This is a genomic window from Oxalobacteraceae bacterium OTU3CAMAD1 (assembly GCA_024123915.1).
GTDB lineage: Bacteria > Pseudomonadota > Gammaproteobacteria > Burkholderiales > Burkholderiaceae_D > Rugamonas.
Window position 1 is genome coordinate 5603833 of the sequence record CP099650.1, and the last position, 20211, is coordinate 5624043.

21 protein-coding genes are annotated in these 20211 nt (G+C 64.8%); 8 read left to right on the forward strand and 13 right to left on the reverse strand.

Translation table 11 applies throughout. The annotated features are described in order from the left end of the window. Positions 1-2: 2 nt before the first annotated feature. Together NHH88_23810 and purU are read right to left on the reverse strand one after the other, a co-directional pair. Positions 3-545, reverse strand: a complete 543-nt coding sequence (locus NHH88_23810) for a YaeQ family protein (GenBank protein ID USX12689.1) — start codon at positions 543-545, stop codon at positions 3-5. A gap of 31 nt (positions 546-576) precedes the next feature. Further along, complete coding sequence (purU, locus tag NHH88_23815) at positions 577-1455, reverse strand: formyltetrahydrofolate deformylase (protein ID USX12690.1); 879 nt, start codon at positions 1453-1455, stop codon at positions 577-579. A gap of 198 nt (positions 1456-1653) precedes the next feature. Here purU and phaP point away from each other — a divergent pair, with 198 nt between their 5' ends. Both phaP and NHH88_23825 read left to right on the forward strand, forming a co-directional pair. Next, positions 1654-2115: a TIGR01841 family phasin gene (phaP, locus tag NHH88_23820; GenBank protein ID USX12691.1), complete on the forward strand. Its 462-nt coding sequence runs from the start codon at positions 1654-1656 to the stop codon at positions 2113-2115. Between the two features lie 141 nt (positions 2116-2256). Then, a complete protein-coding gene (locus NHH88_23825; GenBank protein USX12692.1) occupies positions 2257-2631 on the forward strand; it encodes a hypothetical protein in 375 nt (124 codons plus the stop codon). Between the two features lie 6 nt (positions 2632-2637). Here NHH88_23825 and NHH88_23830 read toward each other — a convergent pair whose 3' ends face one another. The 4 genes from NHH88_23830 to modA are packed head-to-tail and all read right to left on the reverse strand — an operon-like array spanning position 2638 to position 5575. Next, entirely contained in the window at positions 2638-3441 is an 804-nt protein-coding gene (locus tag NHH88_23830; GenBank protein USX12693.1) for a TOBE domain-containing protein, read from the reverse strand. Beyond that, a complete protein-coding gene (locus NHH88_23835; protein ID USX12694.1) occupies positions 3438-4121 on the reverse strand; it encodes an ATP-binding cassette domain-containing protein in 684 nt (227 codons plus the stop codon). The genes NHH88_23830 and NHH88_23835 overlap by 4 nt, the downstream gene beginning before the upstream one ends. A gap of 2 nt (positions 4122-4123) precedes the next feature. Continuing rightward, positions 4124-4810: a molybdate ABC transporter permease subunit gene (gene modB / locus NHH88_23840; protein USX12695.1), complete on the reverse strand. Its 687-nt coding sequence runs from the start codon at positions 4808-4810 to the stop codon at positions 4124-4126. Between the two features lie 15 nt (positions 4811-4825). Beyond that, the gene (modA, locus tag NHH88_23845) at positions 4826-5575 is read right to left on the reverse strand and encodes a molybdate ABC transporter substrate-binding protein (protein USX12696.1); all 750 of its coding nucleotides are present in this window, start codon (positions 5573-5575) and stop codon (positions 4826-4828) included. Positions 5576-5697: 122 nt separating this feature from the next. On the opposite strand from modA, the gene NHH88_23850 reads away from it, so the two are divergent. Beyond that, entirely contained in the window at positions 5698-6405 is a 708-nt protein-coding gene (locus NHH88_23850; protein ID USX12697.1) for a hypothetical protein, read from the forward strand. Between the two features lie 16 nt (positions 6406-6421). Here the strand turns inward: NHH88_23850 and NHH88_23855 are convergent, their stop codons facing one another. Then, positions 6422-6694 (reverse strand): hypothetical protein, encoded by a 273-nt coding sequence (locus NHH88_23855; GenBank protein ID USX12698.1) that lies wholly within the window; start codon positions 6692-6694, stop codon positions 6422-6424. Positions 6695-6762: 68 nt separating this feature from the next. Here NHH88_23855 and NHH88_23860 point away from each other — a divergent pair, with 68 nt between their 5' ends. Genes NHH88_23860 through NHH88_23870 form a run of 3 tightly spaced genes read left to right on the forward strand, consistent with a single transcriptional unit; the run spans position 6763 to position 10590 of the window. Next, on the forward strand, positions 6763-7470 hold the full coding sequence (locus NHH88_23860) for a gluconate 2-dehydrogenase subunit 3 family protein (protein ID USX12699.1): 708 nt from the start codon (positions 6763-6765) through the stop codon (positions 7468-7470). 46 nt (positions 7471-7516) lie between these two features. Next, positions 7517-9286, forward strand: a complete 1770-nt coding sequence (locus tag NHH88_23865; protein USX12700.1) for a GMC family oxidoreductase — start codon at positions 7517-7519, stop codon at positions 9284-9286. Positions 9287-9297: 11 nt separating this feature from the next. Then, positions 9298-10590, forward strand: coding sequence for a cytochrome c (locus NHH88_23870; GenBank protein USX12701.1), 1293 nt, complete (start codon positions 9298-9300; stop codon positions 10588-10590). Positions 10591-10699: 109 nt separating this feature from the next. Here the strand turns inward: NHH88_23870 and NHH88_23875 are convergent, their stop codons facing one another. Continuing rightward, positions 10700-11671, reverse strand: coding sequence for an AEC family transporter (locus NHH88_23875; protein ID USX12702.1), 972 nt, complete (start codon positions 11669-11671; stop codon positions 10700-10702). Positions 11672-11742: 71 nt separating this feature from the next. Between NHH88_23875 and NHH88_23880 the strand changes: the two genes are divergently transcribed. Further along, complete coding sequence (locus NHH88_23880; GenBank protein ID USX12703.1) at positions 11743-12252, forward strand: DUF45 domain-containing protein; 510 nt, start codon at positions 11743-11745, stop codon at positions 12250-12252. A 104-nt stretch (positions 12253-12356) separates the two neighbouring features. Then, the gene (locus tag NHH88_23885) at positions 12357-12830 is read left to right on the forward strand and encodes a hypothetical protein (GenBank protein USX12704.1); all 474 of its coding nucleotides are present in this window, start codon (positions 12357-12359) and stop codon (positions 12828-12830) included. Between the two features lie 143 nt (positions 12831-12973). Here NHH88_23885 and NHH88_23890 read toward each other — a convergent pair whose 3' ends face one another. From NHH88_23890 to NHH88_23910, 5 genes are all read right to left on the reverse strand, one after another. Continuing rightward, positions 12974-14494: an aspartate/glutamate racemase family protein gene (locus NHH88_23890; GenBank protein USX12705.1), complete on the reverse strand. Its 1521-nt coding sequence runs from the start codon at positions 14492-14494 to the stop codon at positions 12974-12976. Positions 14495-14574: 80 nt separating this feature from the next. Further along, positions 14575-17484, reverse strand: coding sequence for a DUF4982 domain-containing protein (locus NHH88_23895; protein ID USX12706.1), 2910 nt, complete (start codon positions 17482-17484; stop codon positions 14575-14577). Between the two features lie 132 nt (positions 17485-17616). Beyond that, on the reverse strand, positions 17617-18876 hold the full coding sequence (locus NHH88_23900) for a glycosyltransferase (protein ID USX12707.1): 1260 nt from the start codon (positions 18874-18876) through the stop codon (positions 17617-17619). Between the two features lie 11 nt (positions 18877-18887). After that, positions 18888-19427 (reverse strand): TIGR00730 family Rossman fold protein, encoded by a 540-nt coding sequence (locus NHH88_23905; GenBank protein USX12708.1) that lies wholly within the window; start codon positions 19425-19427, stop codon positions 18888-18890. Beyond that, entirely contained in the window at positions 19424-20209 is a 786-nt protein-coding gene (locus NHH88_23910) for a hypothetical protein (GenBank protein ID USX12709.1), read from the reverse strand. The genes NHH88_23905 and NHH88_23910 overlap by 4 nt, the downstream gene beginning before the upstream one ends. Between the last annotated feature and the right edge of the window lie 2 nt (positions 20210-20211).

Consider the following 20211-nt stretch of genomic DNA (forward strand, 5'->3'; position numbering starts at 1 on the left):
CCTTAGCGTTCGCCCTTGAAGGTCTCGCGGCCGACTTCCACCGTGGTGGTGCCGTCGGTCAGCCAGATCTGGCCGTCCTGGATCGTGCATTGCAGCTGCATCGAGCGCTGCGCCATGCGGGCCAGCTGCTCGGTGGCGTCGGCGTTCAGGTTGATCACAGTCAGGTTCTTGCAGCGCTCGACCTTGTTCGCCAGCGACTTCCACCAGATGTGGCTGGTGGCAGCGTAGCTGTACACATAGACGTGCTCCGAACGGCCGCTGGCCTTCAGGATCACTTTCTCGTCGGGTTGGCCGACCTCGATCCACAGCTGGATTGCGCCGGTCAAATCTTTTTGCCAGATGTCGGGTTCTTCGACGTCGAACAAGCCCTTGGTGAAGGTCAGCGCCTCGTTGGCGTGGATCGCGAACGCCACCAGCCGCACCATCATGCGCTCGTCCGTCTCGGACGGGTGGCGCGCCAGGGTCAGCGACTGGGTCTCGTAGAAATTGCGGTCCATGTCCGCGATCTGCAAGTCGGCTTTATAAATTGTTGCTTTGAGGGCCATCGGTAAATCTCTTCGTTTCTATTTTATTCTGTTATTTGAACACGACAGTCTTGTCGCCGTTTTGCAAAATGCGGTGCTCCACAAACCACTTCACGGCGCGCGCCAGCACCACGCACTCGACGTCGCGGCCGATGGCCGACAAGGTCTCGGCGTCCATCGAATGGTCGACCCGCTCGACGTCCTGCTCGATGATCGGGCCTTCGTCCAGATCGCCGGTGACGAAGTGGGCGGTCGCGCCGATCAGCTTGACGCCGCGGTGATGCGCCTGCGCGTACGGCTTGGCGCCCTTAAAGCTCGGCAGGAAGGAATGGTGGATGTTGATCGCCTTCCCTTTCAATGCCGTGCACAGGCCCGGCGACAGGATCTGCATGTAGCGCGCCAGCACCACCAGGTCGATCTTGTGGGTGTCCATCAGCTCGATGACCTTGGCTTCCTGCGCCAGTTTGGCTTCCTGCGGCGCGCCGGTGGCCAGCGGCAGGTGGTGGAACGGAATATTGTAGCTCGCCGCCAACTGGTAGAAATCCATGTGGTTCGACACGATCGCCGGAATCTCCACCGGCAGCAACCCGCTCTTGTAGCGGAACAGCAAATCGTTCAGGCAATGGCCGATCTTCGACACCATCAGCATCACGCGCGGTTTGTAGTGCGCGTCGCGCATGTCGAACGTCAGTTGCATCTCGGCCGCCAGCAGGCCGAAATCGGCGCGCAGCAGCTCGTCGTTGATGGCGCTGTCTTCCAGCGCGAAGTGCACCCGCATGAAGAACAGGCGCGACTCGCTGTCGCCGAACTGCGCCGAATCGATGATGTTACAGCCGTGATCGGCCAAAAAACCCGAAACGCGATGAACGATGCCGCGCTGGTCGTGGCAGGAAAAACTCAGGATGTACTCGGGATTTGCGGGTTTAGTCATGGCCATCACAGTAGATTTCGATATCAACGGAACAATAACAAGGCCGGTATTGTCGCACGGCTGGGCTCATCCGGTAAAACTAGAACGATCGTGCATTTTTGGAACCTTCTCGCATAACGGGCGTCTATCCCTGTGCTGAATAACCCGCCGGGCGAGAACCCGGCGTTTTTTCAACCAAAGCACACGACGAGGTTCTCCATGCTGTCCCCCTTCACTTTGCAATATCAGTTGTTCACTCCCACCGTCAAATCGCATCTCGAAACCCTGATCACGCTGTACACCGACATGGCGCAACGCACGCTCGAAACGCTGCAAAGCCTGAGCGAGCTGAATCTGCAACTGGGGCGCGACCTGGTGGCCGAAGCCGGCGCCAACTGCCAGCGCCTGATGGCAAGCAAGGACGCCAGCCAACTGGGCGCGGCCGCCGGCGCGCAACTGGTGCCGGGCGCCGCCGCGCTGCAAACCTGGCAGCGCGGCCTGGCCGACGTGCTGAGCCGCAGCACTTCCAGCATCGCGCAGACGGCGTCCACCCACATGCCGGCGGTGCGCCGCTCGGCCAACGCCGTGGCCGAGGAATTGGTGCACCAGGCGTCGGAGCAGACGGCGCGCGCCACCGAAAGCATGTCGCAGTATCACGCCGCCAGCCAGATGCGCCATTGATCGGATCGGCATATCAGCTAGCCCCAAGTGGAACTTCCGTCAATCTTGCAACTCTAACCACACAGAGCAGCGAAATGCGTCGTTGCTTATCAACCCGACCAGCAACCCGACGGAACCACCCAGACATATCAGGAGGAAGTTATGGCAAGTAATAGTAATAACTCAGGAAACGACCAGCCGAAGCCGAAAGGCACCGCCAAGCGAGGTTTCGCGGCGATGGATGAAGCCACGCAGCGCGCCATCGCCAGCAAGGGCGGCCAAGCCGCCCACCAAAAAGGCACGGCCCACGAATTCGACTCGGAGGAAGCACGCCGTGCCGGCCAAAAAGGCGGCGAGGCGGTCAGCCGGGATCGCGAACACATGGCGCAGATCGGACGCAAGGGGGGCGAAAGCCGCCAGTCGGCCGCCCGCGCCAATGCGGAAAAGAATGCGGCCGCCGGGACGGCGCGCACCAGTACAGGATCGGAGCAATCGACCAAGACGGGCAGCCGTCAGGGCGGCAAGCGCGATTCGTAAGGCTGACTACGCGGGCGTGCCGATGATGACGCTCGATGCTTTGAAGACGGCGCTCACCTCGCTGCCGACTTCCAGCGCCAGCGCGTCGCCGCTCTCGCGGGTAACGATGGCGGCGATCACGCCGCCACCGCGCAACTCGATGCTCACTTCCGTATTGACGGCGCCGGCCTGCAGGCGCGTGACCTTACCGGCCAGCTGATTACGGGCCGACAAGCGCGCCGTTCCCATCTCCGCCACCACGATCACCGACGACGCCTTTATCAACGCAAACGCTTCGGCGCCGATGGTCAACCCCAAACTGTCGCTGCTGTCACGCGTGATGGTGGCGACGATATGCTGGCCGCCGACGATCTCCAGCGTGATCTCGTCGTTGACGGCGCCTTCCTTCACCTCGACCACCTTGCCGCTGAACTGGTTGCGCGCGCTGGTTTTCATCTTCATCCTTTGTATCAGCAGGAAATCATCTGCCAGCGCATGCGACTGCCCGCTCAGATGCGCGACGAATTTGCGGTGCTCCTCGTCGATCTTGCGAAAGTTTTCGACCAATTGCGCGCCGCGCGGAGTCAACCGCGTGCCCCCGCCGCCCTTGCCGCCGGCGACACGCTCCAGCAACGGTTCGCCGGCCAGATTGTTCATCGCCTCGATCGCGTCCCATGCTCCCTTGTAGCTCATGCCCACCGCCTTGGCCGCGCTGGTGATGGAGCCGGTCGAGGCGATCGCCGCCAGCAGCGCCACGCGTTCGTGTCCTCCCAGCTTCTGGCCGTCGATGGTCATCCAGACGTTGCCCTGCAATTCCATGGTCGGCTTCATGCTGGCTGCTCCTGTACATCGACGACGCGCCCCTGTTCCATGCGCAGCACATGGTCGCCGAAAGCCCGGGCGTCCTCCGGATCGTGGGTGATCAGTATCATCGGTATCGCCAGCTTGCGCTGCACGGTATCGAGTTCGGCGCGCATGCGATCGCGCAGGCCGGGGTCCAGCGCCGCGAACGGTTCGTCCAGCAATAGCGCGGTCGGCTGCGGCGCCAGCGCGCGCGCCAACGCCACGCGCTGGCGCTGTCCGCCGGACAATTCATGCGGAAACTGATGGGCGACATGGTCCAGTTCAAACGCTTGCAGCCAATAGCGGATGATCTCGCCATCGACCCGCGACAAGGGATTGCGCCAGCCACGCTGCAATCCGAAGCCGATATTCTGCCGCACATTCAAGTGCGGGAACAACGCGTAATCCTGGAACAGATACGCCACTTGCCGCCGCTGCGGCGCCAGATCGATGCCGGCGTTGCTGTCGAACAGGCGGCGACCGGCCAGTTCGATATGCCCGCGATCCGGCGTCATCAGGCCCGCGAGCGCCTTGAGCAATTGGCTCTTGCCGGCGCCGGACGGGCCGTAGATCACCACGCGCCGGCTGGCCGATTCGAAGCGCGCATTCAGCTCGAAGGTGCGCGCGCCGGAACGCAGGGTCTTGCCGATGTCGATTTTGATGTGCATGGTCAGCCCTGCAGGTGACGGTTTGGCGTCAATTTATTCGCCGCGATCAGCACGGCGACGCACACCACCGATGTGATGATGACCAGCAAATTCGCGCTGTCGTCCTGCCCGGCCTGGACGGCTTCGTAGACGGCGATCGACAAGGTCTGGGTCTTGCCCGGAATGCTGCCGGCGACCATCAAGGTCGCGCCGAACTCGCCCATCGAACGGGCGAACGCCAGCAGCGTTCCGCCCAGCACGCCGCGCCACGCCAGCGGCAACGTCACACGCAGGAATACCCCGAACGGCGGGATGCCCAGCACCTGCGCGGCCTGTTCCAGTTGACCGTCGACCGACTCGAAGGCCGCGCGCGCGCCCTTCAGCACCAGCGGGAATGCCACCACCGCCGCCGCGATCACGGCCGCCTGCCAGGTGAAGATCAGGTTGATGCCGAAGGTTTCCCGCAACCACGAACCCAGCACACCCTCGCGTCCGATCACCACCAGCAGGTAGTAGCCGAGCACCGTCGGCGGCATGACCATCGGCAACGTCAGCAGCGCGTCCAGCAGCTCGCGGCCCGGGAAGCGCTTGCGCGCCAGCAGATAGCCAAGCGCGACGCCCAACACCAGATCGATCAGCGTGGCCCACAACGCCACTTTCAGCGACAGGCGCAGCGCGATCCAGGCCGGTTCTGCGAGAAAACTGTCCAACCGGGAGCTCCGATCCTATGGACGGCCGAAGCCGTGGCGGGCAAGAATCGCCTGCGCCGCAGGGGTCAGCACATAGTCGACGAACTTGCGCCCGGCCGCGGGCTGCGGTCCGGCGGCGATCGCGGCGATCGGATAGCTGACCGGGGCGGCGGTCGGCACGGTCGCGATCACCCGGACCTTCTCCTTTTGGACGATCGCGTCGGTGGCGTAGACGAAGCCGGCATCGACTTCGCCACGGGCCACGTAGTCGAGGCTTTGCCGCACCGAGGTGCCGAAGATGGCTTTCGGCTCCACCGCCGCCCACAGCTTGGCCTGCTCCAACGCCTGCCTGGCGTAACGGCCGACCGGCACGCTGGTGGGATTACCCATCGCCACGCGGGTGACGGCCGCCTGTTGCAAGTCAACGATCCCTTTGAGCGTGAGCTTGCTGTTGGCGGGCGCGATCAGCACCAGGCTGTTGGTGACGAAATTGCGGCGGGTGCCGGGCGCCAGCAGTTTCAGCGATTCGGCCTTGTCCATCGCTTCCTGGTCGGCGGAGGCGAACACGTCGACGGGCGCGCCCTTGCTGATCTGCTGGACCAGCGGATCGGAGGCGGCAAAGTTGAAGTGCACCTTGTCGCCGGCGTTCTCCTTCTCGTAGGCGGCGCCGATTTCCTTGAAGGCGTTGCTAAGGCTGGCGGCGGCCGACACCGTGATCTCGGTTGCCGACGCCGCTGCGAACGCGGTCATCAAGACCGTCGCCATCATCATGTTCAAAACCCGCATAGGTTTCCTCGTCGTAAGTTTTATAGCTACCGCAATATACCTGATTATATAACGATGGCGCGACTTGCGAGAAATTGTCTTTCATGCAATCATGATTCGTCTCTTTTTACAGGGCCTCATTCATGAGTCTCGTCGTTTCCATCGCCTGTATTTCCCTCGCCAGTTTTTCCGGCTTCCTCTGGGCGCGCCATCGCCGTACGCGCCGCGAAGCCTACATCCGCGATTTCCTGCTGCCCAAGGGATTGTTTGAAGCGCTGCGCGCACATCATCCACAACTGTCGCTGAAGGACTGCCAACTGGTGGCGCAAGGGCTGCGTCAATTCTTCCTGGCCCATTTGAAGAGCGGCGGCAAATTCGTTTCCATGCCCTCGCAGGTGGTCGATGACATGTGGCACGAATTCATCCTGTACACCCGGGACTACCAGCAATTCTGCCGGCGCGCCTTCGGTCGCATGCTGCACCACACTCCCGCCGTCGTTCTCAGCGAACGCAATCAGGGCAACGAAGGCATCCGCCGCGCCTGGCACTTCGCCTGCCATGAAGAGAACATCAACCCGCTCAAGCCCACCCGGCTGCCTTTACTGTTCGCCCTGGACACAAAACTGGGCATCCCCAACGGATTCCACTACGTCCCTGATTGCAGCGGCGTCAAGCGTCAAGGTGATGCGGGCAGCGGTGCTTCCGGTGGCGCCGTCTACTGCGGCGCCGATCTGGGCGGCAGCGGCGACAGCGGCGGCTCCGGTTCCAGTGACGGCGATGGCGGCGGCGATGGCGGCAGCGACGGCGGTGGCTGCGGCGGGGGCGGTTGCGGCGGCGGTGGCGGCGACTGACGAAGCAATACAATCATTACCAAATCGTAATGATTTTAATATTGGCACCCCTAACAAAAAAACCTACCATGGGCCGGTCTGCCACACAGGCGGTTCCTGCGCGCCGGTAAAAATCAGCAACGAGGCGATCAGCCTGTGCTTCGGCGAAGCCAGTTGCGAGATCATCTACTTCGACGGCAGCGCGTTCCGCGAATTCGTCGTCACCGACCAGCGGCGGCCGTGCGAGCAAATCCGGCGTTAGAGATGACGTGCCGTTCAAGACCTGCCGCACGATACCATTATTTCGCATGTGAAATATTCATGAATGTAGTATATTTCATTAATCTAGCAACCTCAGCCATCTTTCGATAGCCAACCATGCCAAAAATTAATCTCTCACGCCGCACGCTGCTGATGGCGACGGCCGCCGCCGTTCCCCTGGTCTCCATGCCAACCTACCGCGCCCGCGCCGCCGGGCTGGAGGGCGTCGAGCTGCAGCGCTACCAGCCGGTGTTCTTCGCCGCCGACGAGTGGCGCTTCATCCTGGCCGCTTGCGACCGGTTGATTCCGGCCGAGGGCAAGGGCCCGGGCGCGCTGGAGACCAATGTGCCCGTCTTTATCGACCAGCAGTTGCACGCCGGCCTGGGCGGCGACGTCTACATGGACGGCCCGCACAAGGCCGATGCCGCCTCCACGCTCGGCTTCCAGCACAACCACACGCCGCAGCAGATGTACCGCCTCGGCATCAAGCTGGCAGCGCAATACAGCGAGCGGATCCACCGCAAGCCGTTCGATCAACTGGCCCCGGCCGACAAGGACGCGCTGCTCAGCGCGCTGGAAAAGAACGTCGTCGATTTCACCGAACTGGGCGAGCCGTCGCTGAAGGCCTCGCAATTCTTCGGCCAGTTGTTGGACGACACCAAGAACGGCTACCTGGCCGATCCCATGTACGGCGGAAACAAGGACATGAAGGCGTGGGTCGCCATCGGCTTCCCCGGCGCGCGCGCCGCCTACACCGAATGGGTCGATGTGCACGACGTCAAATATCCGCTGGGGCCGGTGAGCCTGAGCGGCAAACGCGCCTGAACATCCCCTCTCCCCCATTCTCCAGCTAATTTATGACTAAGCTCTTATGACCAACATCACCAACGACGAGGTCGACGTCGTCATCGTCGGCCTTGGCTGGGCCGGCTCCATCATGGCCATCGAACTGGCCAAGGAAGGCTTGAAGGTGCGCGCGCTCGAACGCGGCCCGGAACGTCCACCGGAAGACTTCGCCTATCCGAAACCGGCCGACCAGTACGCCTACGCGATCCGCAACAAGGTGTTCGTCACGCCGCGCGACGCCGCCCTGACCGTGCGCTATAACACCGGCGAGACGGCGCTGCCCACACGCAAATGGGGCGCCTTCGTGCCCGGCAATGGTGTCGGCGGCTCCGGCCTGCACTGGACCGGCGTGCTGATCCGCCCGACCCAGACCGACATCAAGCTCAAGACCTACGCCGACCAGGCCTACAAACGCGGCGCGCTCGATCCCGACATGCGCATCAAGGACTTTCCGTTCACGTGGGAGGAGATCGAGCCGCACATGGACAAGTTCGACAAGATCTGCGGCCTGTCCGGCACCACCGGCAACCTGGGCGGACAGATCCAGCCGGGCGGCGATCCGTTCGAAGGCCCGCGCTCGAATCCGTATCCGCTGCCGGCGCTGCACGACACGCTCAACAGCTCGCTGTTCGCCGCCACCGCCAGGAAGATGGGCTACCACCCCTTCCCCAATCCGTCGGCCAACGTCACGCAGGCGTGGACCAATCCCTACGGCGCCCAGCTGGCCCCGTGCAACTACTGCGGCTTTTGCAGCAAGTACCCGTGCCTGAACTACTCCAAGGCGTCGCCGCAGACCACCATCCTCGACGTGGTCAAGCGCATGCCCAACTTCGACTACAAGACCGGCGCCAACGTCATCCGCGTCGACCTGCACGCCGACAAGAAAACCGCCAAGGGCGTCACCTACATCGACGAGCAGCAGCGCGAGGTGTTCCAGCCGGCCAAGATCGTCATCCTCAGCAGCTTCCAGTTCGCCAACGTGCGCTTGATGCTGTTGTCGGGCATCGGCGAGCCGTACAACCCGATCACCGAACGGGGCGTGATCGGCCGCAACTACGCCTTCCTCAGCGTCGGCGATGCCACCTTGTTCTTCAAGGACAAGCACTTCAACCCGTTCGCCACCGCCGGCGCCACCGGCGAAATGTTCAATGACATCTCGCCGGGCAACTTCGACGGGCCTGGCCTCGGCTTCATCGGCGGGGCCAAGATCCACAGCTCGCAGGCCAGCGGCGCGCCGATCGGCACCGCCCTGCCGCCGGGCACCCCGGCTTGGGGCAAGGGCTGGAAGGAAGGCATGGTCGACTGGTACGGGCGGGCGATGAAGGTCAGCATCTCGACCAGCTGCATGGCCTATCGCGGCCACTACCTGGACCTCGACCCGAACTACAAGGACCCGTGGGGCCAGCCGCTGCTGCGCATGACGTTCGACTGGCGCCAGAACGAGCTCAAACTGCAGCGCCACCTGCGCGGCATCGTGCTCGACATCGCCAAGGAACTCAAGCCGGACGCCATGTCGGAAAATTTCCTCGGGCTGGACTCGCACTGGGACATCACCAAGTATGTCTCCACCCACAACGTCGGCGGCGCCATCATGGGCACCTCGCCGCGCGACTCGGCGCTCAACCGCTACACCCAGTCGTGGGACGTGCACAACGTCTTCGTCCCGGGCGGCAACGCGTTCCCGCAAAACTTCCAGGCCAATCCGACCGCGCTGATCGGCGCCATCACCTTGTTCGCGGCCGAGGCGATCAAACAGCAGTATCTGAAAAACCCCGGACCGTTGGTGCAGGCATGAGCAAGCGCGCGATGAAAAACCTTACCTACCTCTTGAGCGCCAGCGCGATTGGCGTCGCCGGCGCGGCCTCGGCCACCGCCATCGCAGCAGCGGCGGCATCGGCGCCGCCGGGTCAAACGCTGGTGCAACGGGGCGCCTACCTGGCCAAAGTCGGCGACTGCATTGCCTGCCACAGCGCGCCGGGCAAGCCGGCCTTCGCTGGCGGCCTGCCCATCGACAGCGGCCACGGCATCATCTATTCGACCAACATCACGCCTGACCAGGAACACGGCATCGGCCGCTACACCGAGCAGCAGTTCGCCGACGCCGTGCGCAAGGGCGTGCGCGCCGACGGCACCCATCTGTATCCGGCCATGCCGTACACCAGCTACGCCAAGGTCAGCGACCAGGACATCGCCGCGCTGTACGCCTATTTCCAGAGCGGCGTCAAGGCGTCCGCCTACGCGCCGCCGGCATCGACGATGGGCTTCCCGTTCAACCAGCGCTGGGGCATGGTGTTCTGGAATTTCTTCTTTGCAGACGGCAAACCATTCAAGCCGCAGCCGGGCTGGAGCCCGCAAGTGCGCAACGGCGCCTATCTGGTCGAAGGGCTGGGCCACTGCAGCACCTGCCACACGCCGCGCGGCTTCGCCATCAACGAAAAAGCCAGCAACAGCGGCGACGCCAAGTTCCTTGCCGGCGGCGAGCTCAATGGCTGGCCGGTGCCGTCGCTGCGCGCCCTGCCGCGCTGGGACCAGGCGGCCATCGTCGATTACCTGCAGACCGGGCGCAACAAGAACTCGGCGGTCGCCGGCGAGATGACGTCGGTGGTCCAGCACAGCACCTCGCAGATGACCGCCGCCGACTTGAACGATATCGCCGCCTATCTGAAGGCCCTGCCGCCGGGACCGGCGTCCGACGCCGCCGTCAAGCCGCAGGGCCGCGACGCCACCGTCAAGAAATTGTCGGCCGCCGTCAACCTGACGTTGGGTGAGCGGCTGTATCTGGATAACTGCTCGGCCTGCCACTTCGTCACCGGCAAGGGGGCCACGCGCGTGTTCCCCGAGTTGGACGGCGCCACCGTGGTCAACGCTGAGAATCCAACCGCGTTGCTGCACGTGATGCTGGCAGGGGCGCGCACGCCATCAACGGACAAGGCGCCATCGGTGCTGGTGATGCCGGGCTTCGGCAAGCGGCTCAGCGACAACGAGGCGGCCGCGCTGGCGACCTTCGTGCGCCAGGGTTGGGGCAACACAGCGGCGGCGGTGTCGGAAAAAGATGTCGCGAAAGTCCGCTTAACCACGGCTCCACGTAGGGCGGATTAGCGCAGCGTAATCCGCCATGCATGCGTCTCGGCGGCGCATAGCGTGGCGGATTACGGCGTGCCGCCTCATACTCCCTACGTGGATCAAGGTATGACTTAGTGTCGCCTGACTAACGCACCAACCACATCCAAGCGCTCAAGGTGAAGAACGACGCCACCATGCAAATCAACAGTGTCGTCGCGCTGCGGTCGGCCTCGCCGTACGCCTGCGCCAGGATCGGGTAGATGCTCAACATCGGCATCGCCGCCATCAGCAGCGCCGCCGCGCGCAGCGACGGCTCCATCGGCGCGATGCCCACCAGCGGCAACAGCGCAATCATCATCAGCACGGCCAACGGATGCCCCACCAGCTTGCCCGCCACGATGGGCAGCACGCGCTGCCAGCCGGTGGTCAAAGGCAAGCCCACCAGGGTGCCGCCGATGGCGAACAGCGACACGCCGCCGCTGGCCTGCGAGAACAAGGTCACGCTGCGCAGCACCGGCTGCGGCAGCGACACTTCCGCCAGGCTGACAATCAGGCCGGCGGTGACCGCCAGCACCATCGGGTTGCGTGCCAGGCGCTTGACCGACTGTCCGAGCACCTGGCGCCACGACCCGCCGGCACCCCGGGCACTCTCCGCCATCGCCAGCAGCAGTGGCAGCATCACCAGATTCTCCACCATCACGTTCAGCGCCAGCGCCACGCCGGCCACCGGCGCCACCATCAGCAACAGGATCGGAAAGCCCATGAAGCTGCTGTTGGAGCACGACACGCCCATCGCCAGGAAGGTGCTGCGCATGCGGCTCAAGCCGCCCAGACGCCGGCCGACCACGTAGGCGACCGTCATCATCACCAGCGAGCCGCCCAGGTAGGCCAGAAAATAGGCCGGGTGCAGCACCTCGCGGATATGGCGCGTCGCCAGCGCGTTGAAGATCAGCGCCGGCAGCGCGAAGTTCAGTACAAACTTGCCGAACACCCGCATGTCCGCCCGCTCGAACACGCCGAAGCGGGTGGCGAGGTAGCCGGCGAGGACGATGATATAGATCGGGCTGGTGATGGCGAGGATATCGAGCATGGATGAGCGCAGGGAAGTTTGCGCCATCGTACTCGACGCCGGGCCCTTTGTCATGGTTGTGGTACATTCACGCCTCGAATCCTTTCAGCCGCCACGCCATGTCCTCCCTGAAGTACCTCAGCGCCTATTCCGAGCAAACGCAGCAGCAAGTGACCCAATTGCTGGCCAAGAACCAGCTGGGCGAGGTGCTGCTCAAGCGCTACAAAAAGCCGCACGAGCTGCGCACCGACAAGGCGCTGTACAACTACGTGCAGGAATTGAAAGATGAACATCTGCGCAACGCCGAGCCGATCAACAAGGTCGAGTACGACAGCAAGATCCATGTGATCAACCACGCGCTGGGCTTGCATACGTCGATCTCGCGCGTCCAGGGCGGCAAGCTCAAGGCCAAGCACGAGATCCGCGTCGCCACCATGTTCAAGGAAGTGCCGCTGGAATTCCTGCGCATGATCGCCGTGCACGAATTGGCGCACGTGAAGGAAAAGCAGCACGACAAGGCGTTCTACAAGCTGTGCACGTACATGGAGCCGAACTACCACCAGTACGAGTTCGATCTGCGGCTGTACCTTACCCATCTCGATACCGGCGCCGGCCGGCTGTGGGCTTAGTCCACCGTTACAGGACGACACACTCTCCCGTTTGGCGAAGGTCAATAGCGATCGATCCCGCTGTACGATGATGGAGCTTCGTGTGCCAACGGCGGAGACGGTCGATGCTATTTTCCGAATCGGACTGGTTTATTTTTTTACGGACGAATGCGCTTTGGCTTTCCGTCAATGTCGCTGTTCCCGTATTGCTCCCCTATCTGATGCTGGTATTGATAGCGATTGACCAAGCGACACCAGGCGCCCGCAGCAGGGGAACGACGACTTGGCGAAAACTATTGAAGAAGTCCGTCGATACGGGGCAACTGTTTTGGACGGCGATCTCCATGGTGGCGGCAATCGCCTATGATGCCATTGGTGCTTGGGACACACATCCGGACCAGCACGCAGCTGTCGGCGGAACGATCATGCTCTGTATCCTGATAGGTTTTATTTGTACGGTGCTGGTCGGATTTAGTACACTAAGATCAGCGAAGGACGGCACTACAAACTGGTACGTTATCGGCATCTCCATTGTGCTGACCACCAGCCTGTGCATCTTCTACCCAATCATTCACTTCAAATTTTCTCAGTCTTGTTAGACAACCAGAATCAACCTTATGGTGAATAAAAATGCTGAAATTCATGGAATCCATCGTGGCGGATGACGCGAAGTTCGCGAAGACAATGTTAGCCTTGGGTGCGGTCGGCTTTTTTGCCATTGTGGCTGGCATCGCTCTCGTCCTCAGCCTGTAATTTTCCTGGCAGCCTCAGCAGATGCGCGACGGCAGGCGCCGTTCTGCGCGTCCTCCATCCTTGCCAGCGCCACGCAACGCCGCGCAAGGATCGCGGTCGGGTCGAGCAGCGCGACCTCGCGTCCGGCGATCGCGAACGCCGCGTCCTCCCGCAGCAGCAGCGGCAATTCGGTGCACCCCAAGATCACCACTGTGGCGCCGGCGTCGACCAGATGCGTTAGCGCCCGCATCAAGTCCTCCCGGCATTCGCCGTCCAGATAACCGGCCTTGACGCCGCGCTCGCCATAAATGGCGCGCATCACCAGCGCCTGGTGGGGCTGGTCCGGCATCAGCAGTTCGAACTCCGCGCCGGCGGCGGCCTCCTGATACACCCGGCTGCCGATGGTGCCGGTGGTCGCCAGCAGGCCGACCCGGCGGTGTCCGGGATGGTGCCGGCCGATATGCCGCACTGTTTCATGCAGCATGTTGACGATGGGTATCGTCAGCTGCCGGCGGATGCGCTCGACATAGGCGTGGGCGGTGTTGCAGGGTATCGCGATCAGATCAGCCTGGTTGGCCTCTAACCGCTTGCACGCGGCGTAGATCGCCAAGGTGGGGTCCTCGCCGCCGCCGATCAGATTGGCCGTGCGGTCGGGGATCTGCGGATTGTGGTCGACGACAAGCTTGATATGGTCCTGATCGCGCGTGGCATCGGTGTTCGAGATGATCTTGTCCATGAAATCCACCGTCGCCGCCGGACCAACGCCGCCGACGATGCCGATCTTGAAAGCGCCCGGCGGTTGACGCCGCTGGTGCCCCCGGTGCGCCATCGCGAAATCGACATAGGCCTGGTTGCTGTCCAATACCGGCATGCCGGCGGCACGCAGCGGGCCGGCGACCATGGCGATGTCCGTCGCGCCGGGTACGATGACATCGGCGCCCTGCGCCATCAGGTCGCGGCACGCCTCCAGCAGCAGCGCCTCCGCGCGCGGCGTGGCGCCGCCGGCCTGCAATCCCCCGGCGCCATAGACGGCTCCCCTGACACAGCACCGCTGAATCTCCGGCTGCGGATAGACCAGCCGGTAACCGGCCGGTTCCAGGTGGCGCTCGAACAGACGCTGGCCTAGCACGTAGTCGGACGTGAGCACGCCGACGGTACGGGTGCGGAGACCGCCGCACTGCTCCAGCGCGGCCAGCACCGCGTCCATCAGACTGATGACGGGCAGGCGCAGTTCGGCGCGTAGCTGGTGCAGGAAGGTGTGGCTGATGAAGCAAGGCAGCATCACGCTGCTAGCGCCAGCCCGCGCGTAGCGCTGCGCCATGTCGTAGACGTACAGCTGGCGACCGAGCATCGGCGCGCCGCCGCCCGGTTGGCTGTCGTCGCCGTCGAAATGGTGGTGCTCGTACAGGATGCGGTACTGGTCGGGAAAGGCGTCGCGGGCCACCCGACGCAGCATCTTGCGGTGCACGTCCGCGCCCGCCAATGTGCCGAGGCCGCCAATGATGCCGATGCATGTTTGTGTGGAAGTCATGCACCAACAATATCCGCACCACGACACAAGGTTATGCAATATGGAACTGACCCTATGCGGCGGCCGCATAGGCTCGAACGTTAACGGGCGGCCTGCCCTGTCTGGAACCGGATCGTCGCCGGCGCCAGGCCGGGCGACTTGGCGGTCAGGCTGGCTTCCCCGGCTTGCCCGGTCGATTGCACGATCACCTGTGCCCAGCCGTTGAACACGCGCCGCTGCCACGGCGCAGCCGGCGCGGTGACGCGCAGCACGCCCCATTTGCTGGTGCCCACCGAGCGGTCGAACATGCCCTGCACGCCGTCCTTCGGTGTCGCCAGGACATAGGCCAGGCTGTTGGCGTCCTTCAGTTGCGCGCCCTCCAGCGCGATCATCAGGCCGCCGTCGACCGGCGTCGCCTCGACCGCGCGGCCGTTCACATACACCGCCTGGTCGGCGTGCAGCCGGTCGATGAACAGGGCGGCGCGGCCGTCCGCCGTCAGGGCCGGCGGGGGGAACTCGCCACGCAATACCAGATAGCGCGTCAGCGGCGGCTGCTCCGTGGGCGGCAACCACGCAGCCGGATCGCGCCACGACGACGTATCGACCGTCGCGGCAAGCGCAGCCGGCTGGTCGGCGCTATCGACGGCGAGGGTGCGCCAGCCGGACAGCGGCACGAAGCTGTGGCGGTCGGCCGGACGGTCGGCCTCGTGCGAACCCGGATCGCCGTTGCCGACGCCGATGATGCGGATCGGGCCGGACGCGTCGAAGCCAACCAGGTCGCCAGCGGTCGGCACGATCTTGCCGGCGGCGTCGGCGACGTTGACCCACACCACGGCGATATCGGTGCCGTCGGGCTTGAGGACGGTCTTGTCGGCGCTCAGCGCGACGCGGGCGCCGGCGCCGGTGGTCGCCACCTCCGCCGTCGCCACCGGTTCGCCCTTGCGGTAGGCCGTCGCGGTCAATTTACCGGCCTGGTAGGGCACCATCCATTCCAGCTTCCCATCCTTGACCATCGTCTTGCGGCCCAGCGGGCGGCCGTCCTGGAACAGCTCGACCGCGTCGCCGTTGCTGTAGACGTGCACCTTGATCGGCTGCCCCTCCCTGCCCGCCCAGTTCCAGTGCGGCAGGATGTGCACCATCGGTTCGCGCGTCCACACCGACTTGAGGTAGTAGGCGGTATCCTTCAACACGCCGGTGGTGTCGAGCATGCCGAACTGCGAGCCGACGGCCGGCCAGCCGAACGGCGTGGTCTCGCCCCGGTAGTCGAAGCCGGTCCAGACGAACATGCCGCTCATCCAGTCGCGTTCCTGGACGCGGCGCCAGCCCTCTTCGATGCTAAGGCTGCTGCCCGGGCGGCCTTGGCGGTCGTAGGCATTCAGATGGGAGCGCGCCGGCTCGTCGAAGTAGACGCCGCGCGTGGTCAAGGTCGAGCCCTCCTCCGACATCATCGCCGGCTTGGCCGGATGGTCGCGGTGGAACTGGTCGACGTCGTGCTGGGCGCCGTAGTTAAAGCCGATCACGTCCGCCCCCAGCGACACGCCCTTGCCCGATCCGCTGGTGGCCACCGTGGTGCGCCGCGTCGGGTCCATGCGCTTGACATGCTCGTCCATTTCGCGCGCCAGATGGGGACCGGGGTCCTTCCACTCCAGCGCCCATTCCTCGTTGCCCACCGACCAGATGATGACGCTCGGATGGTTGCGGTCGCGCCGTATCATGCGGTCGAGCTGGCCGCGCAACTCGGGCGTGGTGCCCATCATGCGGTGCTCGTCGATGACGAGCATGCCCAACCGGTCGGCCTCTTCCAGCAGTTCCGGCGTCGGCGGATGGTGCGAGGCGCGGTAGGCATTGACGCCGAACGACTTGAGCTGCTTCAGGCGCCAGGTCTGCAGCCCGTCCGGCAGCGCCACGCCGACGCCGGCGTGGTCCTGGTGGTTGTTGGTGCCCTGCAGCTTGAGCGGTTTGCCGTTCAGCGAGAAACCCTTGTCCGGATCGAACACCACGGTGCGGATGCCGAAGCGGGTGTCGTAGCTGTCGACCACCCGGGCGCCTTGCAGCAGCGTGGTTTTCAGGGTGTACAGGTTGGGCTCTTCGAGCGACCACAGGCGCGGACGCGGCACCGTCAGCGCCGAGCTGAACCCGCCATCGCGCACGGCGCCCACGGAGCGGCGGGCCTGCTCGGCCTGCGCCACCAGCTTGCCGTCGGGTCCGTACACCTGCTGGCGCAAGGTGAACGCTTGCGCGCTCTTGCCATCGTTGACCACGGTGACGTCGACGTCGATGCGCGCCTTCGCGCCGTCCACTTTGGTTTTGACGAAGGTGCCCCACTGCGCCACGTGCAGCGGATCGGTCTTGGTCAGCCAGACGTGGCGATAGATGCCGGCGCCCTCGTAAAACCAGCCCTCCTCCACGGTGGCGTCGGCGCGCACGGCGATGACGTTGTCGCCGCCGACAGTCAAATAATCGGTGATGTCGTAGCGGAAGCCCGAATAGCCACTCGGCTCGGTGCCGATGTAGTGGCCGTTCACCCAGACCACGCTGTTGCGGTAGACGCCGTCGAACTCCAGCGAGACGCGGCGCCCCTTGTCGGCGGCCGGGATATGGATCACCTTGCGATACCAGCCGACGCTGTTTTCCGGGAAGTTGCGGCCGATGGCCAGCGAGCCGTGGTTGGTGTTGGCGCGCGCATCGAACGGCAACTCGACCGCCCAGTCGTGCGGCAGGTCCAGCTTGCGCCAGGCGGCGTCGCTGAAGTCGACGGCGGCCGGGCCGTCGCCGTAGCCGGCCTTGGCGAAGAAAAATGGCCGCAGGCCGTGCTTAAAGTCCTTTTGCGCATCGTACGGGTGGCCGTGGGCGAAGCGCCAATCCTTGTCGATGTTGATGCGTTCGCGGCCGTCGATAGCGCGCGCGGCGGCCAGCGGGGCCGGCTCGGCGGCCATCGCGGCCGTTGCGGTCACGCAGGCGCAGCCCGCGAGGATGATGGCGATGAGTACCTTGCCCAGTCGATTAGTCACTTCGTCTCCCTTATTGTTTTAGCGATTTTTGCAGTGCCAACTCTTAGCTTGCCGCCAACCCGCACTGCGGCCACATGGGGTCGGACCCCGAGGGGTCCGACCCCGGCATCCGGGTTGCGGGTTAACGCGCGTTCATTTCGCCGCCAGCGACTCGATCAGATCGGCGATCTGTTCGGCCGGCGGGCGCTCGGACGCCAGCTTCGCCGCCAATGCCGCGCAGGCGGTGGCCACCTCCGGCCGGTTCAACAGGCCCGACAGCGCGGCGGTCCAAGCGTCGAGCGGCGCGTCCGGCTTGACCATCGCGCCTACGCCCAGGCGCGTCAGGCGCATGCCGTTGTCGGGCTGGTCGTACGAAAACGGCACGACCAACTGCGGTTTGCCCGCCGCCATCACGGTGGCGCTGGTGCCGACGCCGCCGTGGTGGACGAACACCGCCACGCGCGGCGCCAGCGCGTCGAACGGCGCATACGTCACGTGGTGCACAAACGCCGGCAACACCGGCGGCAACTGTTCGCGGAACGGCGTGATCACCACCACCCGCTGTTGCAAGGCTGCGGCCGCCGCGATCGCGCGTTCGATGAAGGCGCGGCCATGCGCCATCGCCGAACCGGGCGTGACGGCGATCGGCGCGGGGCCGGCGTCGAGGAAGCGCCGCAGCTCCTCGCCGAGGGCGTCATCCGGCGCGGCCGGCATGCGCGGGAAGCCGGTGCAGACGGTGTTCGGCGGCCAGTCGGCCTGCGGCGCGGCGAACCAGTCGGGAAAGGCACAGATGACGCGCTGCGGCGAATGCAGCCACCAGCTCAGTATGCGGCGCGCGGGCGCCAGGCCGAGCGAGGCGCGCAAGTCATTGACGCCGGGACGAACGGCGGGATCGATCAACAGGCGGTCGATCAGGCCGAGCACGATGCGCACGACCCACGGCGGCATCCCGGCCAGCCACTCCAGTCCGGCGCGCGCGGCCGGGTCGTAGGCGGAAAAGAAACACGCCGGCGCCAGATGGACCGTGGCCAGCGGCACGCCCCTGGCTTCCTGCAGAATACGGCCGGTCATCGCCAGGGTGCTGGCGACGATCACCGTGGGCCGCGCTTCGACCAGCGCCAGCTGCCGCGCATACGACGGGGCGAAATGCCTGGCCATATGCTTCCAGATCGTGAACAGCCCCTTCTGCGGATGCCACAGGTCGGGGTCGTGCACCAGCTCGTCGAGCTCGGCCTGGCTCAGGCCGGAGGCGAAGGCCATGCCCGCGCGCTCGACCCGCTCCTTGAAATTGTCGGAGGCGACCAGGGTGACGTCGTAGCCGCGCCGCAGCAGGGCCTGGCCGATGACGATAAAGGGATAGACGTCGCCGGCGCTGCCGGCCGCAAGGATGAGAATGTGGCGCGCGCCGGCCATATGGGGAAGGCCTAGGCCTTCAGCAGTTGAAGCAGTGCCCGCGGATCGCTCTCGGACATCATCAGCGCCGCATGCTGCGGACGGATGAAGCCCTGCTCCCTGGCGTGGGCGATGAAGCCGATCAAGCCGTCGTAGAAGCCGTCGACATTGAGCAGGCCGATCGGCTTGGCGTGGATGCCCAGCTGCGACCAGGTCAGCATCTCGAACAACTCCTCCAGCGTGCCCATGCCGCCGGGCATGGCGATAAACCCGTCCGACAGGCTGGCCATCATCGCCTTGCGCTCGTGCATGTCCTTGACGATGAACTGGCGCGTCAGGCCGGTGTGGCCCACTTCGCGCTCGACCAGCGCGGTCGGGATCACGCCGGTGGCCTCGCCGCCGAGTCGCAACACCTCGTCGGCGATGATGCCCATCAAACCGACATTACCGCCGCCGTACACCAGCGCCAGGTTTTGATCGACCATCGCAGCCGCCAGCGCGCGCGCCGCCTCGGCGTAAACGGGGCTGACGCCAGCGTTGGCGCCGCAATACACACAAATCGTCTTCGTCACTGCTGCTTTTCCTCCATGAGTTCCTGTCGCGCGGCCTCGACATCGAGCCGCTCCATCGCGTCGCGCGGGGCCAGGCGCGCGGCCTGTTCCAGCAGGGCCGTGGCGTCGGCCATTTTCTTTTTACCGTCGAGCATCGCCAGCGCGTGGCCGTACTGGATGCGCGCGATCGCCGAATCGGGATCGAGCCGCAGCGCGGTCTCGAAGTGGCGGTAGCCCTCCTCCTTCTTGACGCCGTAGGTCAGGCCGCCGATCATGGCGCCCACCTTGTCGACGATCTCCGTGTGGTACACGCCCAGGCCCACATGGGCGTCGGCGCGCGCCGGCGCCAGCTGGACGGTTTTTTCGAGGCTGGCGCGCACGCGCTGGCCGAGTCCCTGGGCCAGCGCCTTGACCACCGAGATGCCCTCGGCATAATAGCCCAGCGCATAGGCATGCCAGTAATAGCCGGCCGGGTTGCCGGGCTGCTCGCGCTGCTGGCGTTCGCAGCGCTCGGCCACGCACTCGAAGGTGGCGATGCGTTTCTTGACGCTCGTTTCCAGGTACTGGGCGTAGATGCAGATCGCCTTGTGGGCGACCGAATAGCCGTTCACGCCGGCGTCCAGCCCCAGCCGCGCGGCCCGCTCGAACTCGCCGGCATGGAAGGCGATCCAGGCCTGCAGCAGCGCCGGATTGGCCGGGAACGGCTCCAGGTCGCCGCTGTGCAGCGCCGGCCAGGCCGCCTTCAGGCCCTCCGGCGTGTAGCGGTAGGCGGGATCGGGATAAGGGAAAGGGGTCCAGGCCATGG

What these genes read in the sequence shown, in the direction of transcription:
- NHH88_23870 (USX12701.1), top strand. Translation starts at nt 9,298, where the DNA reads ATGAAAAACCTTACCTACCTCTTGAGCGCCAGCGCGATTGGCGTCGCC.
- NHH88_23830 (USX12693.1), bottom strand. Translation starts at nt 3,441, where the DNA reads ATGAAGCCGACCATGGAATTGCAGGGCAACGTCTGGATGACCATCGAC.
- NHH88_23825 (USX12692.1), top strand. Translation starts at nt 2,257, where the DNA reads ATGGCAAGTAATAGTAATAACTCAGGAAACGACCAGCCGAAGCCGAAA.
- NHH88_23900 (USX12707.1), bottom strand. Translation starts at nt 18,876, where the DNA reads ATGGCCGGCGCGCGCCACATTCTCATCCTTGCGGCCGGCAGCGCCGGC.
- NHH88_23850 (USX12697.1), top strand. Translation starts at nt 5,698, where the DNA reads ATGAGTCTCGTCGTTTCCATCGCCTGTATTTCCCTCGCCAGTTTTTCC.
- NHH88_23910 (USX12709.1), bottom strand. Translation starts at nt 20,209, where the DNA reads ATGGCCTGGACCCCTTTCCCTTATCCCGATCCCGCCTACCGCTACACG.
- NHH88_23885 (USX12704.1), top strand. Translation starts at nt 12,357, where the DNA reads ATGCTATTTTCCGAATCGGACTGGTTTATTTTTTTACGGACGAATGCG.
- NHH88_23860 (USX12699.1), top strand. Translation starts at nt 6,763, where the DNA reads ATGCCAAAAATTAATCTCTCACGCCGCACGCTGCTGATGGCGACGGCC.
- NHH88_23810 (USX12689.1), bottom strand. Translation starts at nt 545, where the DNA reads ATGGCCCTCAAAGCAACAATTTATAAAGCCGACTTGCAGATCGCGGAC.
- NHH88_23855 (USX12698.1), bottom strand. Translation starts at nt 6,694, where the DNA reads ATGCGAAATAATGGTATCGTGCGGCAGGTCTTGAACGGCACGTCATCT.
- NHH88_23865 (USX12700.1), top strand. Translation starts at nt 7,517, where the DNA reads ATGACCAACATCACCAACGACGAGGTCGACGTCGTCATCGTCGGCCTT.
- NHH88_23890 (USX12705.1), bottom strand. Translation starts at nt 14,494, where the DNA reads ATGACTTCCACACAAACATGCATCGGCATCATTGGCGGCCTCGGCACA.
- purU (USX12690.1), bottom strand. Translation starts at nt 1,455, where the DNA reads ATGACTAAACCCGCAAATCCCGAGTACATCCTGAGTTTTTCCTGCCAC.
- modA (USX12696.1), bottom strand. Translation starts at nt 5,575, where the DNA reads ATGCGGGTTTTGAACATGATGATGGCGACGGTCTTGATGACCGCGTTC.
- NHH88_23875 (USX12702.1), bottom strand. Translation starts at nt 11,671, where the DNA reads ATGGCGCAAACTTCCCTGCGCTCATCCATGCTCGATATCCTCGCCATC.
- NHH88_23880 (USX12703.1), top strand. Translation starts at nt 11,743, where the DNA reads ATGTCCTCCCTGAAGTACCTCAGCGCCTATTCCGAGCAAACGCAGCAG.
- NHH88_23835 (USX12694.1), bottom strand. Translation starts at nt 4,121, where the DNA reads ATGCACATCAAAATCGACATCGGCAAGACCCTGCGTTCCGGCGCGCGC.
- phaP (USX12691.1), top strand. Translation starts at nt 1,654, where the DNA reads ATGCTGTCCCCCTTCACTTTGCAATATCAGTTGTTCACTCCCACCGTC.